21 protein-coding genes and 1 other annotated feature are annotated in these 20,503 nt (G+C 53.7%); of the genes, 12 read left to right on the forward strand and 9 right to left on the reverse strand.

Annotated elements, in window-relative coordinates; translation table 11 throughout:
* Positions 1-27: 27 nt before the first annotated feature.
* From fadD to G461_RS0115470, 6 genes are all read right to left on the reverse strand, one after another.
* On the reverse strand, positions 28-1,689 hold the full coding sequence (gene fadD / locus G461_RS0115445; RefSeq protein ID WP_026972513.1) for a long-chain-fatty-acid--CoA ligase FadD: 1,662 nt from the start codon (positions 1,687-1,689) through the stop codon (positions 28-30).
* 176 nt (positions 1,690-1,865) lie between these two features.
* On the reverse strand, positions 1,866-2,741 hold the full coding sequence (locus G461_RS24420) for an alpha/beta hydrolase (protein WP_084429292.1): 876 nt from the start codon (positions 2,739-2,741) through the stop codon (positions 1,866-1,868).
* A gap of 17 nt (positions 2,742-2,758) precedes the next feature.
* Positions 2,759-3,031, reverse strand: coding sequence for a hypothetical protein (locus tag G461_RS24425; protein WP_035480439.1), 273 nt, complete (start codon positions 3,029-3,031; stop codon positions 2,759-2,761).
* Between the two features lie 63 nt (positions 3,032-3,094).
* Complete coding sequence (tsaB, locus tag G461_RS0115460) at positions 3,095-3,787, reverse strand: tRNA (adenosine(37)-N6)-threonylcarbamoyltransferase complex dimerization subunit type 1 TsaB (RefSeq protein ID WP_026972514.1); 693 nt, start codon at positions 3,785-3,787, stop codon at positions 3,095-3,097.
* Positions 3,774-5,684, reverse strand: coding sequence for a DNA repair helicase YoaA (gene yoaA / locus G461_RS0115465; RefSeq protein WP_026972515.1), 1,911 nt, complete (start codon positions 5,682-5,684; stop codon positions 3,774-3,776). The genes tsaB and yoaA overlap by 14 nt, the downstream gene beginning before the upstream one ends.
* A gap of 75 nt (positions 5,685-5,759) precedes the next feature.
* A complete protein-coding gene (locus G461_RS0115470) occupies positions 5,760-5,966 on the reverse strand; it encodes a hypothetical protein (protein ID WP_026972516.1) in 207 nt (68 codons plus the stop codon).
* A gap of 173 nt (positions 5,967-6,139) precedes the next feature.
* Positions 6,140-6,268: a sequence feature (His leader region), on the forward strand.
* 18 nt (positions 6,269-6,286) lie between these two features.
* On the opposite strand from G461_RS0115470, the gene hisG reads away from it, so the two are divergent.
* The 11 genes from hisG (at position 6,287) to G461_RS0115530 (ending at position 16,550) form a co-directional block, all read left to right on the forward strand.
* The gene (hisG, locus tag G461_RS0115475; RefSeq protein WP_026972517.1) at positions 6,287-7,186 is read left to right on the forward strand and encodes an ATP phosphoribosyltransferase; all 900 of its coding nucleotides are present in this window, start codon (positions 6,287-6,289) and stop codon (positions 7,184-7,186) included.
* Positions 7,187-7,188: 2 nt separating this feature from the next.
* Positions 7,189-8,475 (forward strand): histidinol dehydrogenase, encoded by a 1,287-nt coding sequence (hisD, locus tag G461_RS0115480; RefSeq protein ID WP_026972518.1) that lies wholly within the window; start codon positions 7,189-7,191, stop codon positions 8,473-8,475.
* Positions 8,475-9,533: a histidinol-phosphate transaminase gene (hisC, locus tag G461_RS0115485; RefSeq protein ID WP_026972519.1), complete on the forward strand. Its 1,059-nt coding sequence runs from the start codon at positions 8,475-8,477 to the stop codon at positions 9,531-9,533. Before hisD ends, hisC begins: the two co-directional genes overlap by 1 nt.
* A gap of 65 nt (positions 9,534-9,598) precedes the next feature.
* Positions 9,599-10,669, forward strand: coding sequence for a bifunctional histidinol-phosphatase/imidazoleglycerol-phosphate dehydratase HisB (gene hisB, locus G461_RS0115490; RefSeq protein WP_026972520.1), 1,071 nt, complete (start codon positions 9,599-9,601; stop codon positions 10,667-10,669).
* 8 nt (positions 10,670-10,677) lie between these two features.
* Entirely contained in the window at positions 10,678-11,286 is a 609-nt protein-coding gene (hisH, locus tag G461_RS0115495; RefSeq protein WP_026972521.1) for an imidazole glycerol phosphate synthase subunit HisH, read from the forward strand.
* Position 11,287: 1 nt separating this feature from the next.
* Positions 11,288-12,046, forward strand: a complete 759-nt coding sequence (hisA, locus tag G461_RS24430; protein WP_051333603.1) for a 1-(5-phosphoribosyl)-5-[(5-phosphoribosylamino)methylideneamino]imidazole-4-carboxamide isomerase — start codon at positions 11,288-11,290, stop codon at positions 12,044-12,046.
* Complete coding sequence (gene hisF, locus G461_RS0115505) at positions 12,046-12,819, forward strand: imidazole glycerol phosphate synthase subunit HisF (protein WP_026959943.1); 774 nt, start codon at positions 12,046-12,048, stop codon at positions 12,817-12,819. The genes hisA and hisF overlap by 1 nt, the downstream gene beginning before the upstream one ends.
* Complete coding sequence (gene hisIE / locus G461_RS0115510) at positions 12,816-13,433, forward strand: bifunctional phosphoribosyl-AMP cyclohydrolase/phosphoribosyl-ATP diphosphatase HisIE (RefSeq protein WP_026972522.1); 618 nt, start codon at positions 12,816-12,818, stop codon at positions 13,431-13,433. The genes hisF and hisIE overlap by 4 nt, the downstream gene beginning before the upstream one ends.
* Before the next feature lie 318 nt (positions 13,434-13,751).
* Complete coding sequence (locus tag G461_RS0115515; protein WP_026972523.1) at positions 13,752-14,324, forward strand: hypothetical protein; 573 nt, start codon at positions 13,752-13,754, stop codon at positions 14,322-14,324.
* 145 nt (positions 14,325-14,469) lie between these two features.
* Positions 14,470-15,054 (forward strand): SCO family protein, encoded by a 585-nt coding sequence (locus G461_RS26575; protein WP_169727268.1) that lies wholly within the window; start codon positions 14,470-14,472, stop codon positions 15,052-15,054.
* Complete coding sequence (locus G461_RS0115530) at positions 15,051-16,550, forward strand: methyl-accepting chemotaxis protein (RefSeq protein WP_026972526.1); 1,500 nt, start codon at positions 15,051-15,053, stop codon at positions 16,548-16,550. The genes G461_RS26575 and G461_RS0115530 overlap by 4 nt, the downstream gene beginning before the upstream one ends.
* An 11-nt stretch (positions 16,551-16,561) precedes the next feature.
* On the opposite strand, the gene G461_RS24435 is transcribed toward G461_RS0115530, so the two are convergent.
* A complete protein-coding gene (locus tag G461_RS24435; RefSeq protein ID WP_084429294.1) occupies positions 16,562-17,941 on the reverse strand; it encodes a patatin-like phospholipase family protein in 1,380 nt (459 codons plus the stop codon).
* A gap of 168 nt (positions 17,942-18,109) precedes the next feature.
* Here G461_RS24435 and G461_RS0115540 point away from each other — a divergent pair, with 168 nt between their 5' ends.
* Positions 18,110-19,432 carry an MFS transporter gene (locus G461_RS0115540; protein ID WP_026972527.1) on the forward strand — a complete coding sequence of 441 codons (1,323 nt, stop codon included), beginning with the start codon at positions 18,110-18,112 and terminating at the stop codon, positions 19,430-19,432.
* A gap of 31 nt (positions 19,433-19,463) precedes the next feature.
* Here the strand turns inward: G461_RS0115540 and G461_RS0115545 are convergent, their stop codons facing one another.
* Together G461_RS0115545 and G461_RS0115550 are read right to left on the reverse strand one after the other, a co-directional pair.
* Positions 19,464-19,874: a hypothetical protein gene (locus tag G461_RS0115545; RefSeq protein WP_026972528.1), complete on the reverse strand. Its 411-nt coding sequence runs from the start codon at positions 19,872-19,874 to the stop codon at positions 19,464-19,466.
* Positions 19,875-19,927: 53 nt separating this feature from the next.
* On the reverse strand, positions 19,928-20,464 hold the full coding sequence (locus G461_RS0115550) for a hypothetical protein (protein WP_157360337.1): 537 nt from the start codon (positions 20,462-20,464) through the stop codon (positions 19,928-19,930).
* Positions 20,465-20,503: the final 39 nt, after the last annotated feature.

A 20,503-nucleotide genomic window follows, 5' to 3' on the forward strand; every position in this document is an offset into this window, starting at 1 on the left:
AGCAGGATTTGCCTGCTATTTTAAGGGCTATTGCTCGTCACGCAAAGCGCGCCGTAGAATTTTACCGACATTGGTCTTGGGAAGCTCCTCACGAAACTCTACTAATTTCGGCACTTTATAGGCGGTGAGGTTCTCTTTACAGTGAGCCAGTAGCGACTCTTCAGTCAGGTTAGCTTCGCGTTTCACCACAAAAATCTTCACCACTTCGCCGCTTACATTGTGGGGCACCCCGACAGCAGCCACCTCTAGCACTCCGTCATGCATGGCCACCACTTCTTCAACCTCATTGGGGAACACATTAAAGCCGGAGACAAGGATCATATCCTTCTTGCGGTCAACGATGTGGAAGAAGCCGTCTTCATCCACCGTGGCGATATCGCCGGTGGCGAACCAGCCATCAGGCATTGCCTCTTTTGTGGCCTGTTCGCGTTGCCAATAACCGCGCATCACCTGCGGACCTTGAACCAGCAACTCCCCCGCTTCGCCTAAGCCCACTTCTTTGCCGTTCTCATCTACCAGTTTTACATCGGTGGACGGCGCGGGCAGACCAATACTGCCATTGTAGGCCTCAAGGTTGTAGGGACAAACGGTGACCAAGGGGGCACATTCGGTGAGGCCATAGCCCTCAATCAGCCGACAATGGGTTACCGATTGCCAGCGATCAGCCACCGCTTTTTGCACCGCCATACCGCCACCCATCGACAGCCGTAGTTGCGAGAAATCCAGTTTGGAGAAATCAGGGTGGTTCACCAAGGCATTGAACAAGGTATTCACCCCGGTAATCGCCGTGAACTTCACTTTCCCCAACTCCTTCACAAAGTTAGGTATATCCCGCGGATTGGTAATCAGCAGGTTCTGGCAGCCGAGCATAAAGAACAGCAGCCCGTTCGCCAGCAATGCGAAGATGTGATAGAGCGGTAAGGCTGTTACCACCAGCTCTTCGTGCTCTCGCAAGCAAGGGCCGACGATGGCCTGCGCCTGCAGCAGGTTTGCCACCATGTTGCGGTGACTCAGCATGGCGCCTTTAGCCACGCCCGTCGTACCGCCGGTGTATTGCAAGAACGCCAAGTCTTCGGCTTCAACCTTAGGGCGAATGTATTGCAGATGTTGGCCTTTGGAGAGCACATAGCGCAGCGACTGTGCCCCCGGAAGATTGTACTTTGGCACCATCTTTTTCACGTACTTGACCACAAAGTTCACCAAGGTGCGCTTGGTGGGTGAGAGCTGATCACCCAAGCTGGTCAAAATCACGTTCTTAACTGGGGTATCGGCCACTACTTCTTCGAGGGTATGAGCGAAGTTAGAAACCAATACAATGGTGGTTGCACCGCTATCGTTTAGCTGGTGCTTGAGCTCGCGCGGGGTGTACAGCGGGTTAACATTCACCACGGTGACGCCGGCGCGCAGTGCACCGAATAAGCAGATCGGGTACTGCAGCAGGTTGGGCATCATAATCGCGACCCGGTCACCTTTTTGCAGCTTTAATTCATTTTGCAGATACGCGGCGAATGCACGGCTTTGCTCTTCGACGCGGCGGTAGGTCATCACTTGACCCATATTGATATAAGCGATTCGGTCGGCATTTTTCGCCACGCTTTCTTCAAATACTTCCAGCAGTGACGGATAGCGAGCAGGATCAATGTCTGCCGGTACATCTTCCGGATAGCGGTTTAGCCAAATCTTATCCACGCAGCTCTCCTCAGGGATCGATTAGTTGATTCTAATTATATGTGCGTTGCGAAGTTTCACCTTGTTAATGGCAGCCTTGCCAAACAAACCTAGAGTTAATGCTCTAGTGCGAAAGTGATTGTTTCACTCAGCATAGAGAATAACAAGGCGATAACATTTAACTAACAAAAGCAATGTTAAAAGTTTTGATGTGGCTCAAATGTTTTAAGCATCCGTTTGATTATTAAAGCGCATTCCTTTGCTGAGCTCATATGCAGATGATGCCCCTCACCCACATGGCTTACGTCCAGCTGTTTAAACCATGCCGAGCGTTGGACTAACACGGCATCTGATAAGTAACTGCCTTGCGCAGCCCTTAACAGCAATAGCGGTGCTTGCACAGCCTCGCAGAACACTTGTGCCTGCTGATCACTCATCCGCAGTGGCGAGCTGAGTTTCAACCTAGAATCATGGCGCCAATGCCAAACTCTATCGGCTCGGAGTATACCCCGCTCCACCAGTAACAGACTGTTTTCATACGACAGTTTTGAACTGCTCGCGCGAATTTTGACCGCAAAGTCGACAGAGGACAGAGCTCTTACCTTGAGTGGTTGTCGGCGCTGCTCAATCGCTCGCCGAAAATGCTCGACTTGTTGGTCCAGTGGCAGACTAAGCGGCCCTAAGCCATCGACAAACACCAGCGCATGAACCAGCTCAGGAAAGGTGGCCGCAAACACCGTCGCGACCAGAGCGCCCAAGGAGTGGCCTACTAGAACTACCGGTTTGCTGGATTCTAGTTGGGCGAGAGCGAGGTGGAGGTCGTCGACATAGTCCGCGAAGTGATAATAGTCATCACGATGAGCAGAGTGACCATGGCCAGGCCACTCTAGAACAACAAAGTGCTGCTCGGGCATGGCGTCCATCAGTGGGAAAAAGCTCGCGGCGTTATCCATCCAGCCATGCAGTGCGACGATCAAGGTGTCGCTATCCGCCGGCTGTTCGATGCAAGCGAGTCCATTGGGCGTGACGAACTCAGAGCGCCTAGCGGATGCGGTAGAGCAGGAATCAGACATCAGAGGGAGACGTGGCGCTAGGCATACAGGTCTACACCGAACAGAGCGTTAATTTCTTGACGCTTAAGCTGACCGTCAACATTGCGGTAGTGGTTTATCGCATCATTGGCCGCGCCGGGGGCTGCATCATATTGCACTGAAGCGGCGCCTTGCAGCGTCGCTTCCATATGCGGAGCCCACGGCCGCAACACCCCACCCTTGCGGGCAGGCTGTTCGCTGCTTTGGTCGATTGGCAGGGCTTTAGGCTGGCTCTGCGGCTGTAGACCGTGGTTGACTCCATTGATGCGCATGCCCTACTCCCTTTATCAGCGCACTAACATTGATCTGCCAGAAGCAAGTCTGCGAGAACCGGTTTACTCGCGACCCGGTAGTTTCTTCCACGTGACCTTATCTCGAAGATACACCGGCTGAGCCTCACAGGCCGGGCAGTGCTTGCCCTGCGCGTAGGCCCATTGACCATAATCAAGCATATCTTGTGCCGAAGGATACAAGGGGTTCTCAACGAGCATTGCATTAGGGTAGCGTTGTTGCAGCAGCTCAGCGTAGGTCTGCCATCCGGTACCAACCGCACAGGCCGCCACGTCGCTAGCAGACAAGGCCTCCGGCGGGATGACCTGCTCTTCGCCTTGCAAGGTCATCAGGCCATCGACCAAGGCATACTCGCCCCAGTACACTTCATTCATGCGCGCATCGATGGCTGCAAGGCAACGCTCTGCGCCATGCAGGCGAGCTACCGCTTGCGACATGGCTTGCAGGGTTGAACCGCCAATCATCGGTAAATCAGCACCAAAAGCCAGCCCCTGTGCGGTAGAAACGCCAATGCGCACTCCGGTAAAGCTGCCCGGGCCACGACCAAATACAATAGCGTCAAGCTGACTTAAGCCAATTCCCGCCTGGCTTAGGATCTGTTGTACAAAAGGCAGCACCTTTTTGGTGTGATCGCGCGGCGCATACTCTTCAATGTGCAGACGCTCCCCTTGGTAATCCAAGGCTACCGAGCAGTTTTCGGTGGCAGTATCCAGGGCCAGTAAATTAGCTGTCGCCATTTTTCTCTCTAATAAATTGTTCAACTTTCTTTAAATCGCGGGTGCGTGGCATCGGAGGCAGGCTGGCCACAAAGGTGGCGCCATAGTTGCGATTTACCAAGCGGTTGTCGCAGATGATTACCACGCCTCGATCTTGCTGATCGCGGATCAAGCGCCCCACCCCTTGCTTGAGGGTGATAGCAGCGTGCGGCAAATATACCTGAGAGAAGGCATCCCCGCCACGCATTCGGCAATCTTCACTCTTCGCTTTCATCAATGGGTCATCCGGCGAGGCAAACGGCAGCTTATCGATAATCACTAACGATAGTGCATCACCCGGCACGTCCACCCCTTCCCAAAAGGTTGCAGTAGCCACCAACACGCTGTTTTCCTCGGCGGTGAAACGCTGCAATAACTCCAACTTAGCCCCCTCGCCTTGCACTAGCACGTTTAGCGAGCTTAGCTCACGTAGCGCACTTGCAACGCGTTGGGTCATGCTGTGGCTAGTACACAAAAAGAAGCAGCGCCCTTGGTTAAGTTCAATCAGCGGTTGCAGCTGCGATAGCATCAGGTACTCGGCGCGCTGCGCCTTGGTGTCGGGCAGGTAACGCGGTACACACAACAAGCCCTGTGTTTGGTAGTCAAAAGGGCTGTCGAGCAGCACCGTTTTCGCGTCCTTGATTCCCAACTGGGTTTGGAAATGATCAAAGGCGCCATTCACCGCCAAGGTAGCCGAGGTAAACACCCACGCGGCCTCGCGCGCTTCTGCCTCGGTGGCAAAGCGCTCTGCGATATTGAGCGGAGTCAAATGCAGGGAAAAGTGTAAACGGGTGGTCTCGTACCAGTAGCTAAAGCCGGTTTGGTCCACATCCATCACCTTGGCCAACAGTGCGCGCTGCGAGGCCAGACGTTCAAAGCAGCTATCCGCCAGCTCGCTCCGCCCCAGTGCCAGCTTAAGCACTTGATAGACGAACTCCATATCATCACGTAACCGGGCCATCGCCTCGACAAAGCGTGGCTGCTTGGCCAGCGGACGCCACTCGCCTTTATCACGCATCCCCTCAAAGTTAAGCCGGCAGTCTTTAAGCTGCTTCTCTAATTTGAGCGCAGCCCGGGCCAGCTGCGCCATATCGCGCAGTTCGGTTTGATAGGCCAGATTGACATCGCGACATAAGTCCTGCACCTGACGCGAGGAGAAATGCTCACCGAAGTAGGTGGCAGCAATATCCGGTAACTGATGGGCCTCATCGAAGATATAGGCATCGACATTGGGCAGCAGCTCGCCAAAGCCGGTCTCCTTTACCGCCATATCGGCAAAGAACAGATGGTGATTCACCACCACCAACTCAGCCTCCATCGCACGGTTGCGTGCCTTCACCAGATAGCAGTCCTTATAGGACGGGCAATCGCGCCCCAGGCAGTTATCGTTGGTGGAGGTAATCAGGTTGGCGATATCCGGCTGCTCGGCCATCGGGCCAAGCTCAGAGATGTCGCCACTGCTCGAGCCCTGCTCCCACGCTTTGATCTTGGTGAGAATCGACAAGGTATGCCTATCCTGACCCGAGCCGGTGTGGGCAAAGCCGTTTAAGCGTTCAATACACAGGTAGTTGGCGCGACCTTTGAGCAGCGCCACATGATGGCCGCCGCCTAAGGCTTTAACCATGCGTGGCAAGTCTTTGTTATAGAGCTGGTCTTGCAAGGCCTTAGAGCCGGTGCTGATGATGACTTTCTTGCCCGATTCCAAGGCGGGAACCAGATACGCAAAGGTCTTACCGGTACCGGTACCCGCTTCCACCAGTAACTGCTGTTGCTGATCCAGCGTTTCGGCCACGGCTTTTGCCATCACTTGCTGTTGAGGACGAGGGGAAAACCCGGGGAGTTTTTTTGCCAAAAGCCCATCGTTGGCAAAGTGTTGCATGGGCGCGCCTTGGGGTCGATTTTAAGTCGGCACACTATAGCAGGCGGCAGCACCTGCGCCAAACGTCAGCGCGCTTCAAACAAACACATCAATATCATGCCCATCATCTTTGGGCTTCTTGCGTTTTTGCTGCTCACCTTTTGGCTTCACCCGCGTTTTTACATCCGCCTGCCCTTCGGCCGCGGTTTTCTTGTAGACCTCACCGGTCTTAATCGGTCGTTCTTTGCGTGTGGGCACAGCAGGCTTAGGTGGTAGTACCTGCCCGATAAAGTCCTGACTCATAAGCCCCCCCAATGCGCTGTCTTTGTATAATTATCGTCCAAGCGCAGCTTTACTTGAATTTTGCGCTTAAAAAACGCTTGCATTTTGTCCGGGGATTGGTAACGATAACGGCACATTTAAGCGCACTAGCGCGGCAAGGAATCAGCAACTATGAACACCAACTTTCTGAAGCATCATCGCCATCATCATCCAGAGTAGCTTTCAGGAGGTTTGCTGCTGGAAGTGAAATTTGAACTTCCGGTGGTGTTAAAACAGTCAAATTTATAACCCTCGGAAGGTCAGCCCTCCGGGGGTTTTTAATTTAAAGAATAGGGAAAACAATGACTGAACAAACACGACTACGCATCGCCATTCAAAAATCTGGACGTTTGAGCGATGACTCACAAGCCCTGCTAAAAAGCTGTGGTATGAAGATAAACCTTCGTCAGCAGCGCCTGATCGCTCACTCTGAAAACATGCCTATCGACCTACTGCGGGTTCGCGATGACGATATCCCCGGTTTGGTAATGGACGGCGTGGTTGACCTCGGTATCGTTGGCGAAAACGTGCTGGAAGAAGAAACCATGCTACGCACTGCCCAGAGCGAGCCCACCGACTGTGACGTACTTAAGCGTCTCGACTTCGGCGGTTGCCGCTTCTCACTGGCGGTGCCAGAAGAGTTCGATTACACCGGCCCGCAGTGTCTGGCCAATACCCGTATCGCTACCTCTTACCCGGGCATCCTGAAGCGCTACCTCGACGAGCAAGGCGTGCCCTTCTCCACCTGTATGCTGAACGGCTCGGTGGAAGTTGCCCCGCGCGCAGGCCTGGCCGACGCTATCTGTGACTTGGTATCAACCGGTGCGACCTTGGAAGCCAATGGCTTGAAAGAAGTAGAGGTTATCTACCGCTCACAAGCCGTGCTGATCAAATCCAAACGCCAGCTTGAGCCTGAGATGCAAGCCTTCCTCGATAAAATCCTGCTGCGTATGCAGGGCATGATGGAAGCCAAAGAGAGCAAGTACATCATGCTACACGCGCCTAAGACCAAACTGGATGAAGTGATTGAGCTGCTGCCAGGTAGCGAGAATCCAACCGTACTGGATCTGGCCAGCGATAACGACAAGGTTGCCCTGCATGTGGTATCTACCGAGAACCTGTTCTGGGAGACGATGGAGAAACTTAAAGCGCTAGGCGCGAGCTCCATCTTGGTAATGCCAATCGAAAAAATGTTGAGATAAGCATGCAAGTCGTTAATTGGAATCAACTGGCGCAAGATGTCAAGCAAGCAGTGCTGTCGCGCCCTGCCGTAGCGGCGGGTGGCGATGTCAGCAGCATTGTAAGCGACGTTATCACAGCAGTACGTCAGCAAGGTGATAGTGCCCTGATTGAGTACGCCAAGCGCTTCGACAATACCGAGCTCACTCAGGTTCGCCTGAGCGAGCAGGACATAAGCAACGCGGAGCAGGGACTCAGTGAGGAATTCAAGGCCGCAGTGGCTCAGGCGAAAGCCAACATACAAGCCTTCCACCAAGCTCAAAAGCCACAGACTGTGGTACTGGAAACACAGCCAGGAGTGGTCTGTGAACAGCACTCGGCGCCCATCGAGAGAGTCGGACTCTACGTGCCAGGCGGCACAGCTCCCCTGCCTTCAACTGTCTTGATGCTGGCAGTGCCCGCGCAGATTGCCGGTTGTGAGAAGGTGGTACTGTGCTCGCCGCCACCGATTGCTCCAGAGATTGTTTACACCGCCGCACTATGTGGCGTGGACGAAATCTACTGCGCCGGTGGCGCGCAAGCGGTCGCTGCAATGGCTTTTGGTACGGATACCGTCGCCAAAGTGGACAAGATCTTCGGCCCCGGCAACGCCTTTGTGACGGAAGCCAAGCAGCAGGTCAGCAAAGACCATGCAGGCGCGGCGATTGATATGCCGGCTGGCCCTTCTGAAGTGCTGGTCATCGCCGACGCCAAGGCCAATGCCGCCTATGTCGCCGCCGACTTGCTATCGCAAGCCGAGCACGGCCCTGACTCTCAGGTGATTCTGGTTACTGACTCCCAAGCGCAAGCCGAAGCGGTAAACGCCGAGCTAGAACGTCAACTGGCGCTACTTAGCCGCGGCAACATTGCCGACCAAGCACTGTCGCACAGCACCGCAGTGGTGGTGGACTCCATCGAGCAAGCCATTGAGGTGAGCAACGAGTACGGTCCGGAGCACTTAATCGTGCAAACCGAGGCGCCACGCGCGCTGCTGCCTAAGCTCAAGCACGCCGGTAGCATCTTCTTGGGCGAGTACACGCCGGAGTCGGTGGGCGATTATGCCAGTGGCACCAACCACACCCTGCCCACCTACGGCTATACCCGTAACTACAACAGCTTGGGCACAGCAGATTTTATGAAGCGCTACACCGTGCAGGAAGTTAGCCGCGAAGGCCTACAAGGGCTACGCGATGCGGTAGTGCCGCTAGCCAACGCCGAAGGGCTGGATGCACACCGCCGTGCGCTTACCCTGCGCCTTGGGGAGGAACGTTAATGTCTTTGGAAAAACTGGCACGTGAGAACGTGCAAAAGCTAACGCCCTACCAAAGTGCGCGCCGTATCGGTGGCAGCGGTGAAGTATGGCTAAACGCCAACGAAAGCCCCGATTGCCAAGCCTTCTCGCTAAGCGATAACGAGCTAAATCGCTACCCGGAGTTTCAGCCGGAAGCCTTGATTGATGGTTACGCCAGTTACGCTGGTGTCGACAGCAGCCAAGTGCTGGCCAGCCGCGGCGCCGATGAAGCGATTGAAGTGCTTATCCGCACCTTCTGTGAGCCGGGCGTTGATCGCATCCTGATCTGCCCCCCCACCTACGGCATGTATACCGTTAGCGCTGAAACCATTGGCGTAGAGATTGCCAAGCTTGAGCTCGATGCGCAGTTCAACGTGGATTACGACGGGCTGTGTCAGGCCGATGCCAAACTGATCTTTTTGTGCGCACCGAACAACCCAACCGGCAATATGCTCGACCACGACAAGCTCTGCCAAGTGCTCGAAGCCCAGCGCGACAAAGCCATCGTGGTGGTCGATGAAGCCTACATCGAGTTTATCCCCGAGCAAACCGTGGTGCCGCTGATTAAGCGCTACCCCAACTTGGTGGTTACCCGCACCCTGAGCAAAGCCTTTGCGCTGGCGGGTCTGCGTTGCGGCTTCACGGTGGCCGACCCGGAAGTAATCGCACTGATGATGAAGGTGATCGCCCCCTACCCGGTGCCACGCCCCATCGCCGATATCGCCACTCAAGCGCTCAGCGCCGAGGGGCTGGATGTGATGCGTAGTCGAGTGAGCGAGCTTAACCGCCTGCGCAGCGAAGCGGTCGACACCCTAAGCGGCTTAAAGATGGTCAGCGAGGTATTCCCGGCTACCGGTAACTATGTGCTGGCGCGTTTTAGCGATTCAGCTTCAGTGTTTAAGGCCATGGGCGAGCGCGGTATTGTACTACGAGACTTCGCTAATAAGCCGCGCTTAGAAGGCTGTATTCGAATCAGCATCGGTGATGCCAGCGAGATGGCGCAAACTCTGGCCGCATTGCGCGAGCTGGACGCCCTGTAACGGCATGGGCCTGATAAGCTAGGCCCACATTATAAGAACAGAATAAAGCAACAAGGACTCACGTTGTGAACACACAGAAAATCCTATTCATCGACCGCGATGGCACCCTTATCGATGAGCCCATCACCGATAAGCAGGTAGACAGCCTCGAGAAGGTCAAACTTGAGCCACAGGTGATCCCTGTTTTGCTTAAGCTACAAGCGGCCGGTTACCGTTTGGTCATGGTTAGCAACCAAGATGGCCTGGGTACCGACAGCTTCCCCACTGCCGACTTCGAGCTGGCGCAAAACTACATGATGGACATCTTCACCTCCCAAGGCGTGGTGTTCGACGAGGTATTGATTTGCCCGCACTTCCCAGAAGATAACTGCAGCTGCCGCAAGCCCAACCTAGGGCTGGTTAAAGGCTACCTGCGCAGCGGCGTGATCGACTTTGCCAACTCCTTTGTGATTGGTGATCGCAAGACCGACGTGCAGCTGGCCGAGAACATGGGCTTGGAGGGCATTCAGTACAACCGCGAGAGCATGGACTGGCCTGCCATTGAGCGCCGCCTGACCCAGCTTGGCCGCAAAGCGACCATCGAGCGCAACACTAAGGAGACCCAAATCAAGATTGCGGTTGACTTGGACAACGCCGGCGGCAACCAAATCGACACCGGTCTTGGCTTTTTTGATCACATGCTTGATCAAATTGCCACCCACGGCGGCTTCCAACTACAAGCCAAAGTGGTCGGCGATTATCACATCGATGATCACCACAGCGTGGAAGACACCGCCATTGCCTTGGGCAATGCGCTAAAAGAAGCCCTTGGCGATAAGCGTGGCATTGGCCGCTTTGGCTTTGTTCTGCCAATGGATGAGTGTCTGGCGCAATGTGCCCTCGACCTAAGCGGCCGTGCCCACCTTGAGTTTAACGCCGACTTCCCACGCGAGAATATCGGCGATTTTGCCACCGAGATGGTGCCGCACTTTTTCCGCTCACTCTCCGATGCCATGGCTTGTACCCTGCACTTGGAGACCACCGGCAAGAACACCCACCACATGGTAGAAGCACTGTTTAAAGTATTCGGCCGCGCCCTGGGCCAAGCGATTATTAAATCTGGCGATGCCCTGCCTAGCAGCAAAGGCATGTTGTAGGAGAAACGATGATAGTCATTATTGATACCGGTTGTGCCAACCTAAGCTCGGTCAAATTCGCCGTTGAGCGTTTGGGCTACAAGGTGGTGATCTCCAAAGAACGTGAAGACATCCTTGGCGCTGACAAGCTGTTCCTACCCGGCGTAGGCACTGCCACCGAGGCCATGGAAAACCTGCGCCAACGCGGCCTGATTGAGCTGGTCAAGCAAGTGGATAAGCCGCTGCTAGGGATCTGCTTGGGCATGCAAATGCTGGCGGAGTTCTCTATCGAAGGCGGCGCTAAGCAAGCGGAAGAGCCTGTTCCTTGTTTAGGCCTGGTGCCTGGCACCGTTAGCCTGATGGAACCGGCACCCGGCCAGCGCCTACCGCATATGGGCTGGAACCAGATCCAACCGCAAAGCGATCACCCGCTGTTTAAAGATATCGAACCAGGCAGCTACTTCTACTTTGTTCACAGCTATGCCCTGCCAGTCGGAGAGCACACCCTAGCGGAATGTGATTACGGCAATGCCTTCACCGCAGCAGTGGGCCGCGATAACTTCTTCGGCGTGCAGTTCCACCCTGAGCGCAGTGGCAAGGCCGGTGCCCAACTGATTAAGAATTTCTTGGAGATGTAAGATGATCATCCCAGCATTAGATCTGATTGATGGAAAAATCGTGCGCCTTTACCAAGGCGACTACGCACAAAAAACCGTTTACGGCGACGACCCTCAGAGCCAGTTTAACGACTACAACCAACAAGGTGCCGACTGGCTGCACTTGGTTGACTTAGATGGCGCCAAAGACACCAGCGCCCGTCAGCTGGACGTGATTCGAGAGCTTCTGGCTAATACCCCAGCCAAGATCCAAATCGGCGGCGGCGTGCGCAGCGAACAAGACGTGATTGACCTGCTCGACGCCGGTGCGCAGCGCGTAGTGGTGGGCTCCACCGCGGTGAAACAGCCAGAAATGGTAGCAGGCTGGATGCGCAAGTACGGCGCCGAGCACATTGTGTTAGCGCTGGATCTAAACATCGACGCCAAAGGCAATAAGTTTGTCGCCATCTCTGGCTGGCAAGAAGACAGCGGCGTCAGCATTGAGCAGCTGCTTGATATCTACAAGCCGGCAGGCCTTAAGCACGTGCTGTGTACCGATATCAGCCGCGATGGCACCTTGGTCGGCTCCAACGTTGAGCTCTACCAAGAGTTATGCGCCCTCTACCCTGAGGTGCACTGGCAAAGCAGCGGCGGCATCGGCAAGTTAGATGATATTGCAGCCCTACGGGGTAGCGGCGTTTCTGGCGTTATCGTTGGCCGCGCCCTGCTTGAGGGTAAGTTCACAGTACGCGAGGCGATTGCCTGTCTGGCCGGTGAAGACTTAGTGGGAGGCCAAGGCTAATGCTAGCGAAACGGATTATTCCCTGTCTGGACGTAAAAGATGGCGTGGTGGTCAAGGGCGTCAAGTTCCGCAACCACGAAGTGATGGGCGACATTGTGCCACTGGCCAAGCGCTACGCAGAAGAAGGTGCCGATGAGTTGGTGTTCTATGACATTACCGCCAGCTCCGATGCTCGCGTAGTCGACAAAAGCTGGGTAAGCCGCGTGGCAGAAGTGATCGATATTCCCTTCTGCGTGGCAGGCGGGATCAAAACCATCGACGATGCCAACCGCACTCTGCAACACGGCGCTGATAAGGTGTCGATTAACTCCCCTGCCCTGGCCGATCCCAGTCTGATTACCAAGCTGGCCGATAAGTTTGGCGTGCAGTGCATCGTGGTGGGTATCGACTCCTACTACTGCGAAGAAACCAAGCAATACCAAGTGAAGCAGTTTACCGGCGATGAGAAACGCACCGTAACCACCACTTGGAACACCTTTGATTGGGTGAAAGAAGTCCAAGAGCGCGGCGCAGGTGAAATCGTGCTAAACGTAATGAACCAAGACGGCGTCCGCCAAGGCTACGATTTAGAGCAGCTATCGCGGGTACGCGAGATCTGTAAGGTGCCGCTCATCGCGTCTGGCGGCGCAGGCGAGATGCAACACTTTGCCGACGCCTTTAACCAAAGCGACGTTGACGGCGCCCTCGCCGCCAGCGTGTTCCACAAGAGTATTATCAACATCGGTGAGCTAAAACAGTTCCTGAAACAACAAGAGGTGGCGATCCGACTATGAGCCAGTTAGAACAATTACAACAAGCAATCGACTGGGACAAAGTTGATGGAATGATCCCGGTCGTGGTGCAAAACGACCACAGCGGCAAGGTTTTGATGCTCGGGTATATGAACCAAGATGCCTTGGCCAAAACCTTGGAGACCAAACAGGTCACCTTCTTCTCGCGCACCAAGCAGCGCTTGTGGACCAAGGGTGAAACCTCGGGCAACGTGCTACAGCTTAAAAGCATCACGCTAGACTGCGACCAAGATACTCTACTGGTTGCGGTTGACCCTATCGGCCCTACCTGCCACCTTGGCAATGAAACCTGCTTCGATGGCCATAAAGATCCGGACCTGACCTTTATCGCCGATCTACAGCAAGTGTTGCACGAACGTAAGAGTGCCGATCCAGAGCAAAGCTACACCGCCAAGCTATTCGCCAAGGGCACCAAGCGCATTAGCCAAAAGGTCGGTGAAGAAGGCGTAGAAGTGGCGCTGGCCGCTATGGCTAACGACCGTGAAGAGCTGATCAACGAAAGCGCCGATCTGATGTACCACCTGTTGGTACTGCTGGAGAAGCAAGAAGTAAGCTTCGCTGAAGTGGTTGAGTGCTTAGCTAATCGCCACAAGTAACGCGTTGGGAGGTGAAGTATTCTGTCTTCGCCTCCTTCTCTTTTTCCTGTTTCCTCTTTTCTCTCCGTTCTCTTCTTCCCGTCCTGGTCTTTCCACTCGCCACACTACTCGACACCCACCGCCTACCGCCACGTTGCGTCGCAAAATATCGAGATGACTCAGCCTAAGCTTAGACCTGATACAAGCCGTGCCTCCAACCGTGTAATCGCCGCATATTTTCATCCTAAAAAGTCGGGGTGGAAGCCATACTTCATCATCAAAAGTACTCGGATATGGTAGTATTCGCCTTTAATAACAATAACTTGAAAAGGTATTTAGATGGATTCCACCACTTCTCGCTCCTCGCTACCCCACTATCTTGCTTTGGGCGTACTGCTGCTCACTAACCTCTACTATTGCCAATATGTAATCCTAGACTTGTCGGAAGGCCGACTTCCTTTGGTTTGGGTGATTACTATGTTGATGGACGATCCATTGCCAATATGGGGGCTGGTGTTGTTCAGTCAGATATTCACTATTGGTTTGACCCTTGCGTTTGTCGTTATAACGGTAATGGCCTTACAGAAGAACCCGCATTGGCAGAAGTCAGTCAAACCGTTAGCCTTGCTAACGATGATCCGCCAATTAGCCATGCCAATTGCCTATCCGATTGCTATTTTTTTTAGCTACCAAGACGCTACGTTAAATGGTTCTGTATTTGCACATATCGAGAGAGGATTAATAGGTGCCTTTTCTCCAGCAGAACCAATGGCTTGGCTCAGTTATTTGTTACTTATCAGTGCCGGCTATCTACTAGCAAACCAAGGCTCATCAAAGGGCGTCCGAGCCCGACGCAAAGGTCCGATGTCTGACAGCGAGCGTTTAGCGGCGATGCAGCAACAAAACCGCTAGCGACTCCAGCTCACTGCAACAAACGGCAAGCCACTATACAGGCTTGCCACAACACCTATTCAGGAAGGTAGTTACTGACTAGCGTGTCACTTTTAACCCCCTCTCACTAAGCAGCAAATCACAGGGTTTTGGCTACACTGTTAGCATGATTGCAACACCCACTGCTCACAAAATCCTGTTACTCGTCGGTCCTTTCGTCGCGGCAATACTCCTTCCCCTTGTCTTTCATACCGTTAAATCTGTCGATAGCAGTTATGGCCAGATTGCTAATCATTCCATAGACAACTTTTCCTTCGCCAGTGGCCATCAATTTAACGATTATCAAGGTCGTTACCTGTTCGCTTTTTTCGGCTATCAGGGGTGCAGTCAGTCCTGCCCTCGGCAACTACTCAATTTGTTGGCTCTGGCCCAACAGCCTAGCTTGGCTGATAGTACTTTTGTCTACGTCGACCTAGCCCCAAACCCGCACGCTAACGCCTCTACTGCCAGCTTGGAAGATAACGCCGTGCACTACCAGCAAGTCACAGATATCGCGCAAACCCGCAGACTTTCTGCCCAACTTCCCGGTTTTATCAGCACCGGCTATCAGCAGCAAGTTGTCGACCATTCAGCCTATATCTACCTAATTGATCCTCAAGGTGTGGTTCGCCGCGTTTATGGGCAGTTAACGCTTAACCTAGAGCAAGTAATCAACGATCTAAACCAGTTACAGCAAGAGAGTATGTTATGAGCGCCCAAGCAAACCATTCAGCCGATAAGTTCGTCTACTACATCCTACTGGCTCATTTTCCGGTGGTGGGCTTGTTGATCCCGATCGGCTATGGCAGCTTTGGTTTTGCGTTAATCATGTCGTTAGTCATCACCATCATCGCGTCGCTGGCTTACTTTAACTATCGGGGAACCCGCATCGCGTCATGCTGCAATGCCATGTTGCTGATGCTCTACTCCGCGGTGATGATCCAAGCCCAACTCGGCGCCTCTGAGATGCACTTTCATATCTTTGTCGCGCTCGCTTTCTTGCTGATTTACAAAGACTGGATGCCCATCGTCGCGGCAGCCGGCTTTATCGCCGTTCATCACCTGCTGTTTACCGGGCTACAGCTCGGTGGAGCATCCATGGGCGAAGTGCCATTGGTTATCTACAACGACGGCTGCTCGTGGGGCAAAGCCATGCTACACGCCGCCTTTGTGGTGGTAGAGAGTGCTGTGCTGATTAGCTACGCGGTGATGATGAAAAAAGACAGCGACGTCTCCGATGCGGTTATCGCCGCGGTGGGCCGCGTTGCCGAGCACAAAGATTTGGATGTGCAGCTAACTCACCACCAGCAACACCCTACCGTGCTCGCCTTCAATCAGATGATGGCGACCTTCAACAGCCTGCTGGTAACCCTTAAACGCGCCACCGGAGAGTTTCATCAAGCCTTTGGCCAGGTCAGCGAGCAAAGCCAAGAGACCCACCAAGTGGTTGAAGCGCAGATGCAGCAAAGCGAACTGGTTGCCAGCGCTGCGGTTGAGCTTTCGCAATCCGCCCAGAACGTGTCGGCAAACGCCGATTCTGCTGCACAATCCGCAGCAACGGTGGAAGAAACTGTCCAACATGGCGCTGATTTGGTGGCAGACTCGGTCAACGCAACCCACGCCCTCAATCAGCTTCTGAATGACTCTGAAGCGCAAGTCACCCGCCTCGATGATAACGTGCAAGAGATAAATTCAGTGATAGAGGTTATTCAGAGTATCTCCGAGCAGACCAACCTGCTAGCACTGAACGCGGCGATTGAAGCAGCCCGCGCCGGCGAGCTTGGCCGGGGCTTTGCGGTGGTGGCCGATGAAGTACGCGCACTTGCGGCCAGAACCCAGCAATCCACGGGTGAGGTGCGTACCATAATCGAGAACCTGCAAAGCAATACTCGGCAGGTGGTTAGCTCTATGCAAACCGGCCGTAATCACTCCAACGAGTCTACCGAGAAGATCGAGGCCGGGGGCAATGCCCTTGGCACTATCAGTGCCAACGTGCAAGAGATGCGCGATGTAAATACCTTGATTGCCTCCAGCACCCTGGAGCAGACCGACGCCTGTGGCCAGATTGAGCAAAGCATTGAAGAGATCAGCATGCAGAGCAAAAACCTGCTGACCCAGAGTGATTTGGTCAGCTCGGCCATTGATAAGCTGCAAGCCACACTCAATGATATCGACACGCTGGTTTCGCAGTATCAAACCAAGCAGTAGTGGCAAGGCGGCTAATCGCCCACATCGGGCGTGCCACTGGAAAAGCTGCCTTTAAACTTGCCTAGCTCAAGGCTGTGCATGTCGTCGAGAAAGCGTTGGAACTCGGGGTGGGAAAACAGCAGGTTTTGACCCGCTTTGATCACCTCATCCACCTGCTCTTCATCGAGATTAAACGAGGTGGGGATCTGGTTGATAAACTGCAGGCGGTCAACGTCGGTGATGGCCTCGAAACTCAGGTCAACAAAGTAATGGTGGGTGTCGATGGCACCATCACCCAGCTCTTCATCCCAATCTTCCAACCGTTGCTTAATCAAATCGATGGTCGCTGCGTTATATCGATGCAGCTGTACGTCGCTCATGGCGCTTACCGCCGCCTCAATCGACGGCGGTCGCTTACGCTTCCCCAAGTTGTACTGGGGCTTGGTGGAGGCGTTCACTGAAATCACTAAAAAGGTGGGTGATGGCTCCATATTTAAACGCTCCATAACAGCAGCTACCCCGCCCATCGCCTCGGTGGTTTCGTGGATCGCCAAGAGGCCAAGATTATCGGTGATCCCACCATCGACCAAATGAATATAGCGGCGATTCACTTTATCGCTATAGCTATGCAAGTCATCGAACAGTTGCTGAGTCTGAGTGCTATCGTGCTGCCGGCTCTGACCAAACTGCTGCTCGTAGGCCCCACCATCACAGCCCTCATAGTTTTCGAGGATCACAGGGTTGAACAGCACCGGTACCGCACTGGAAGCCGTCACCGCTCGGGCTACTGGGAAATCGGCGATATCCGAGCAGAGCAAATCAAAATACTCCTGAGTAAAGGAGAAGCGCGTGCCCTGAGCCAGATCGGAGGCATTGATAAACAGCAAGGGTCCCCCGGCCGCTTCTAAATCCGCGAAGGTGGCGCCATTAAACAGGATGTCTTCGTAGTAGCGGATCGCCATCTCAGTGCGACCGTGTTTAGAGAACCACAAGCGTGGGCTAAACAGGCCATGCAACAATGCGCCGCTCACATCACGGTTGAGAAAGTCATCTTCAAAGTCTTCAAAGATGTACTCGCCATTTAAGCCAAAGTAGGCGGCGGTAAAACTCCCGCCAGACACCGAGCTGATGATATCCACCTCATCCAACAAGCGGCGCTCACTGCCATCGATTATCACCGAGGTATCGCGCAGCGCCTTAAGCACACCATAGGACATCGCCGCAGCCCGGGTTCCGCCGCCGGAAAAGGCCAACACCACCGTGGTTTTACTGGAGCGTTGCTCGCTGAGAGCCAGCTTGTCGATTCGATACTCACTAGCAGCCTGTTGTTGGGCGGGTTGGTTTTGGATATTGGCGACACTGCTACAGGCTTGCAACAGTGCTAATACAGACAAGGTAACGACTATTCTCATGATTTAACTAACTTTGTGCGCGGTTTCATTGACTTAAGGGCATGGCGATAACCTTAGTCCAAAATTGCAGCACTCGGAGTCAAAGCCGCACGCAAGGCTGGTAATTACACCTTTATCTGTAATATTAATGTCGTAATCTGGAAGGCAAACTCCCTTAGAGGAACATGCATGTTAAACCGTTATGGTGAACCGGTTACCCGTCGCGAAGTACTCGGTTGGGCGCTCTACGATGTCGCCAACTCTTCTTACACCACCGTGGTAATTTCGCTGGTTTACTCGGTCTTTTTCGTCAATTTCATCGTGCCCGAAGGGGCGGTGCTGCGCGATAGCTATTGGTCGCTGGCGATTGCCATCTCCACAGTGATTACCTTGGTCATCTCTCCGCTGGTTGGCGTGCTGTGTGATTACTCCGGGAACAAGAAGGCCTACTTGCTGGTGTGCACCCTCGCCTGCAGCGTATTTACCGCCCTACTGTTTTTTGTGGCTCCCGGACAGATCTGGTTGGGCATCGCATTGATTGTGCTCAGTAACGTGCCGTGGATGATGAGTGAGGCCTTTTGCGGGGCGCTGCTGACCGATATTTCAAACGAAAAGAACATCTCGCGCCTATCGGGGATTGGCTGGGGGATTGGCTACCTTGGCGGGCTACTGAGCATCATCTTGGTTAACTTTGGCATTGTTACTGCCGACCCTGACAGCGCGACCGCCAGCTATGTCAGCCAGGTTCAATGGGCGATGGTAGCGATTGCGCTTTACTACGTGATCTTCTCACTACCCACTTTTCTGTTGGTAAAAGACCGCTATCACCCCCACCCTGAGTTCGAGAAGATGAGCTGGAAGCAGCTATTAGCCTTATCGACCCAGCGACTGCGCCACTACCGCTCGGTAATTGCCGACGCGCCACAACTGTTCAAGTTTTTTATTGCCTTTACTGTGTATTCAGCAGGAGTTGCCGTAATCATCAAGTTTGTCGGGATCTACGCCGTCGACGTAGTCGAGCTCAGCCCAGCAGCGCTTACCCAACTGTTTATCTTGCTTCAGTTCAGCGCTCTGGGTGGCGCCATTGCCTTTGGTTATCTGGAGGCATTTATCGGACCGAAAAACACCGTACTGGCGACGCTGTTATGGTGGATGGCAGGCGTATTAGGGATCTACTTCCTCACCCCACTAAGCGTGCTGTTTTCGGTGAGCGAGCAACAGCTATTCTTTGTGATTGCGTTGGTTGCTGGCGGCGGTATCGGTAGCACCCAGAGCGCCAGCCGTGCGGTGGTGGGACTACTGTCGCCCAAAGGTCAAAGCGCTGCGATGTTTGGCTTCTGGGGTATGTTTAGCCGGGTCGCAACGCTACTGGGGATGAGTTTTGGACTGGTCTCAGATGCGATGGGAAGGCAGCAAGGGATACTGCTGGTACTGGCCTTCTTTATCATTGGGTCGTTACTGCTGCTGCGGGTTCCCTTCGATAGCCAACAACCTTCGGCCAACGCTCAGTAGTTTACATATCGACTGATTGGCGTTCAGCTGCTCAGTCGCGGTACGCCACAAAGTACTTGCCGAAGAACCCGTTGTCGCTGACGCTCACATAGTGGATTTGCTGTTGATTGGCGCGACGCAGATGGTAGTACATGGGCTCCATGCCATCTTCTGCGCCTTGTGGCGCATGAATACTGCGCAGGAGGTTTCGATAACAATGCCACACGCCAACTTCTTGAGACTCACTCACCGCCCCTTGATGCTCGCTGGTAAAGATTAATACCAAACGACCATCTGGGTGGTAGCTCGCCTGCCAGGATTGCTGCATATCAAACTCGGGATAGCTGGCGCTACCGTGCCAATCACCGCTTAGATGCCGACACAGATCTTCTTCTATCGGTTTAGCAAGCGCACTACTGCCAACCACTAATCCCAAAGCACACAGCCATTTCAATCCGTTCATCCAATCCTCTTTCAACTTATGCTTTGAGACATCCAGCCAAGGGCAACGGTAGCTTAGTTGCGAAAGCCAATACTTAGCATCACATTGTCCACTGCCCAGTTATAACTCGCCGATAGTAGCACGCTATCGCTAATGTTTACCCGAATGCCAGTTTCGCCGCTCCAAGTCTTGTACTTATCATGGTAGCTACGAGCCTCGCAATCAGTACAAAGCGCGGTGTATTTGTCGCGGTAGTGATGGGAGTATTGATGCAATACCGGCCCACCAAATGCGGTGATTCTGGGGTGAACCGAGTAGCTTAAGCCAAAGCGATACATCTGATTCTTGATCTTGTAATCATCATAATCAGAATGATCAATTTTCTCATCCTTGCCTCTGGCATAACCCGCATAGTAGCCCCAACGCGGAAAGTTGCGATCAAAGTGGCTAACCGCTAGCGTTACGCCCAGCATATCTTGATCGGCAAGTTGGTAATCGATTAGCAGCCCCACATAAGGGTCATAGTTGTCGCTGGTTGCGGAAGCAAAGTTGGAGTGGCAAAGCGCCAAAGCCAAAAAAGGTAAAGCAAGTAGTGTTTTTCTGCAGGTCACTGTTAATCCACCATTATCTACAGCCCAAAAATAATGATG

The sequence above is a fragment of the Aliagarivorans marinus DSM 23064 genome (genome assembly GCF_000429485.1).
Taxonomy (GTDB): Bacteria; Pseudomonadota; Gammaproteobacteria; order Enterobacterales; family Celerinatantimonadaceae; genus Aliagarivorans; species Aliagarivorans marinus.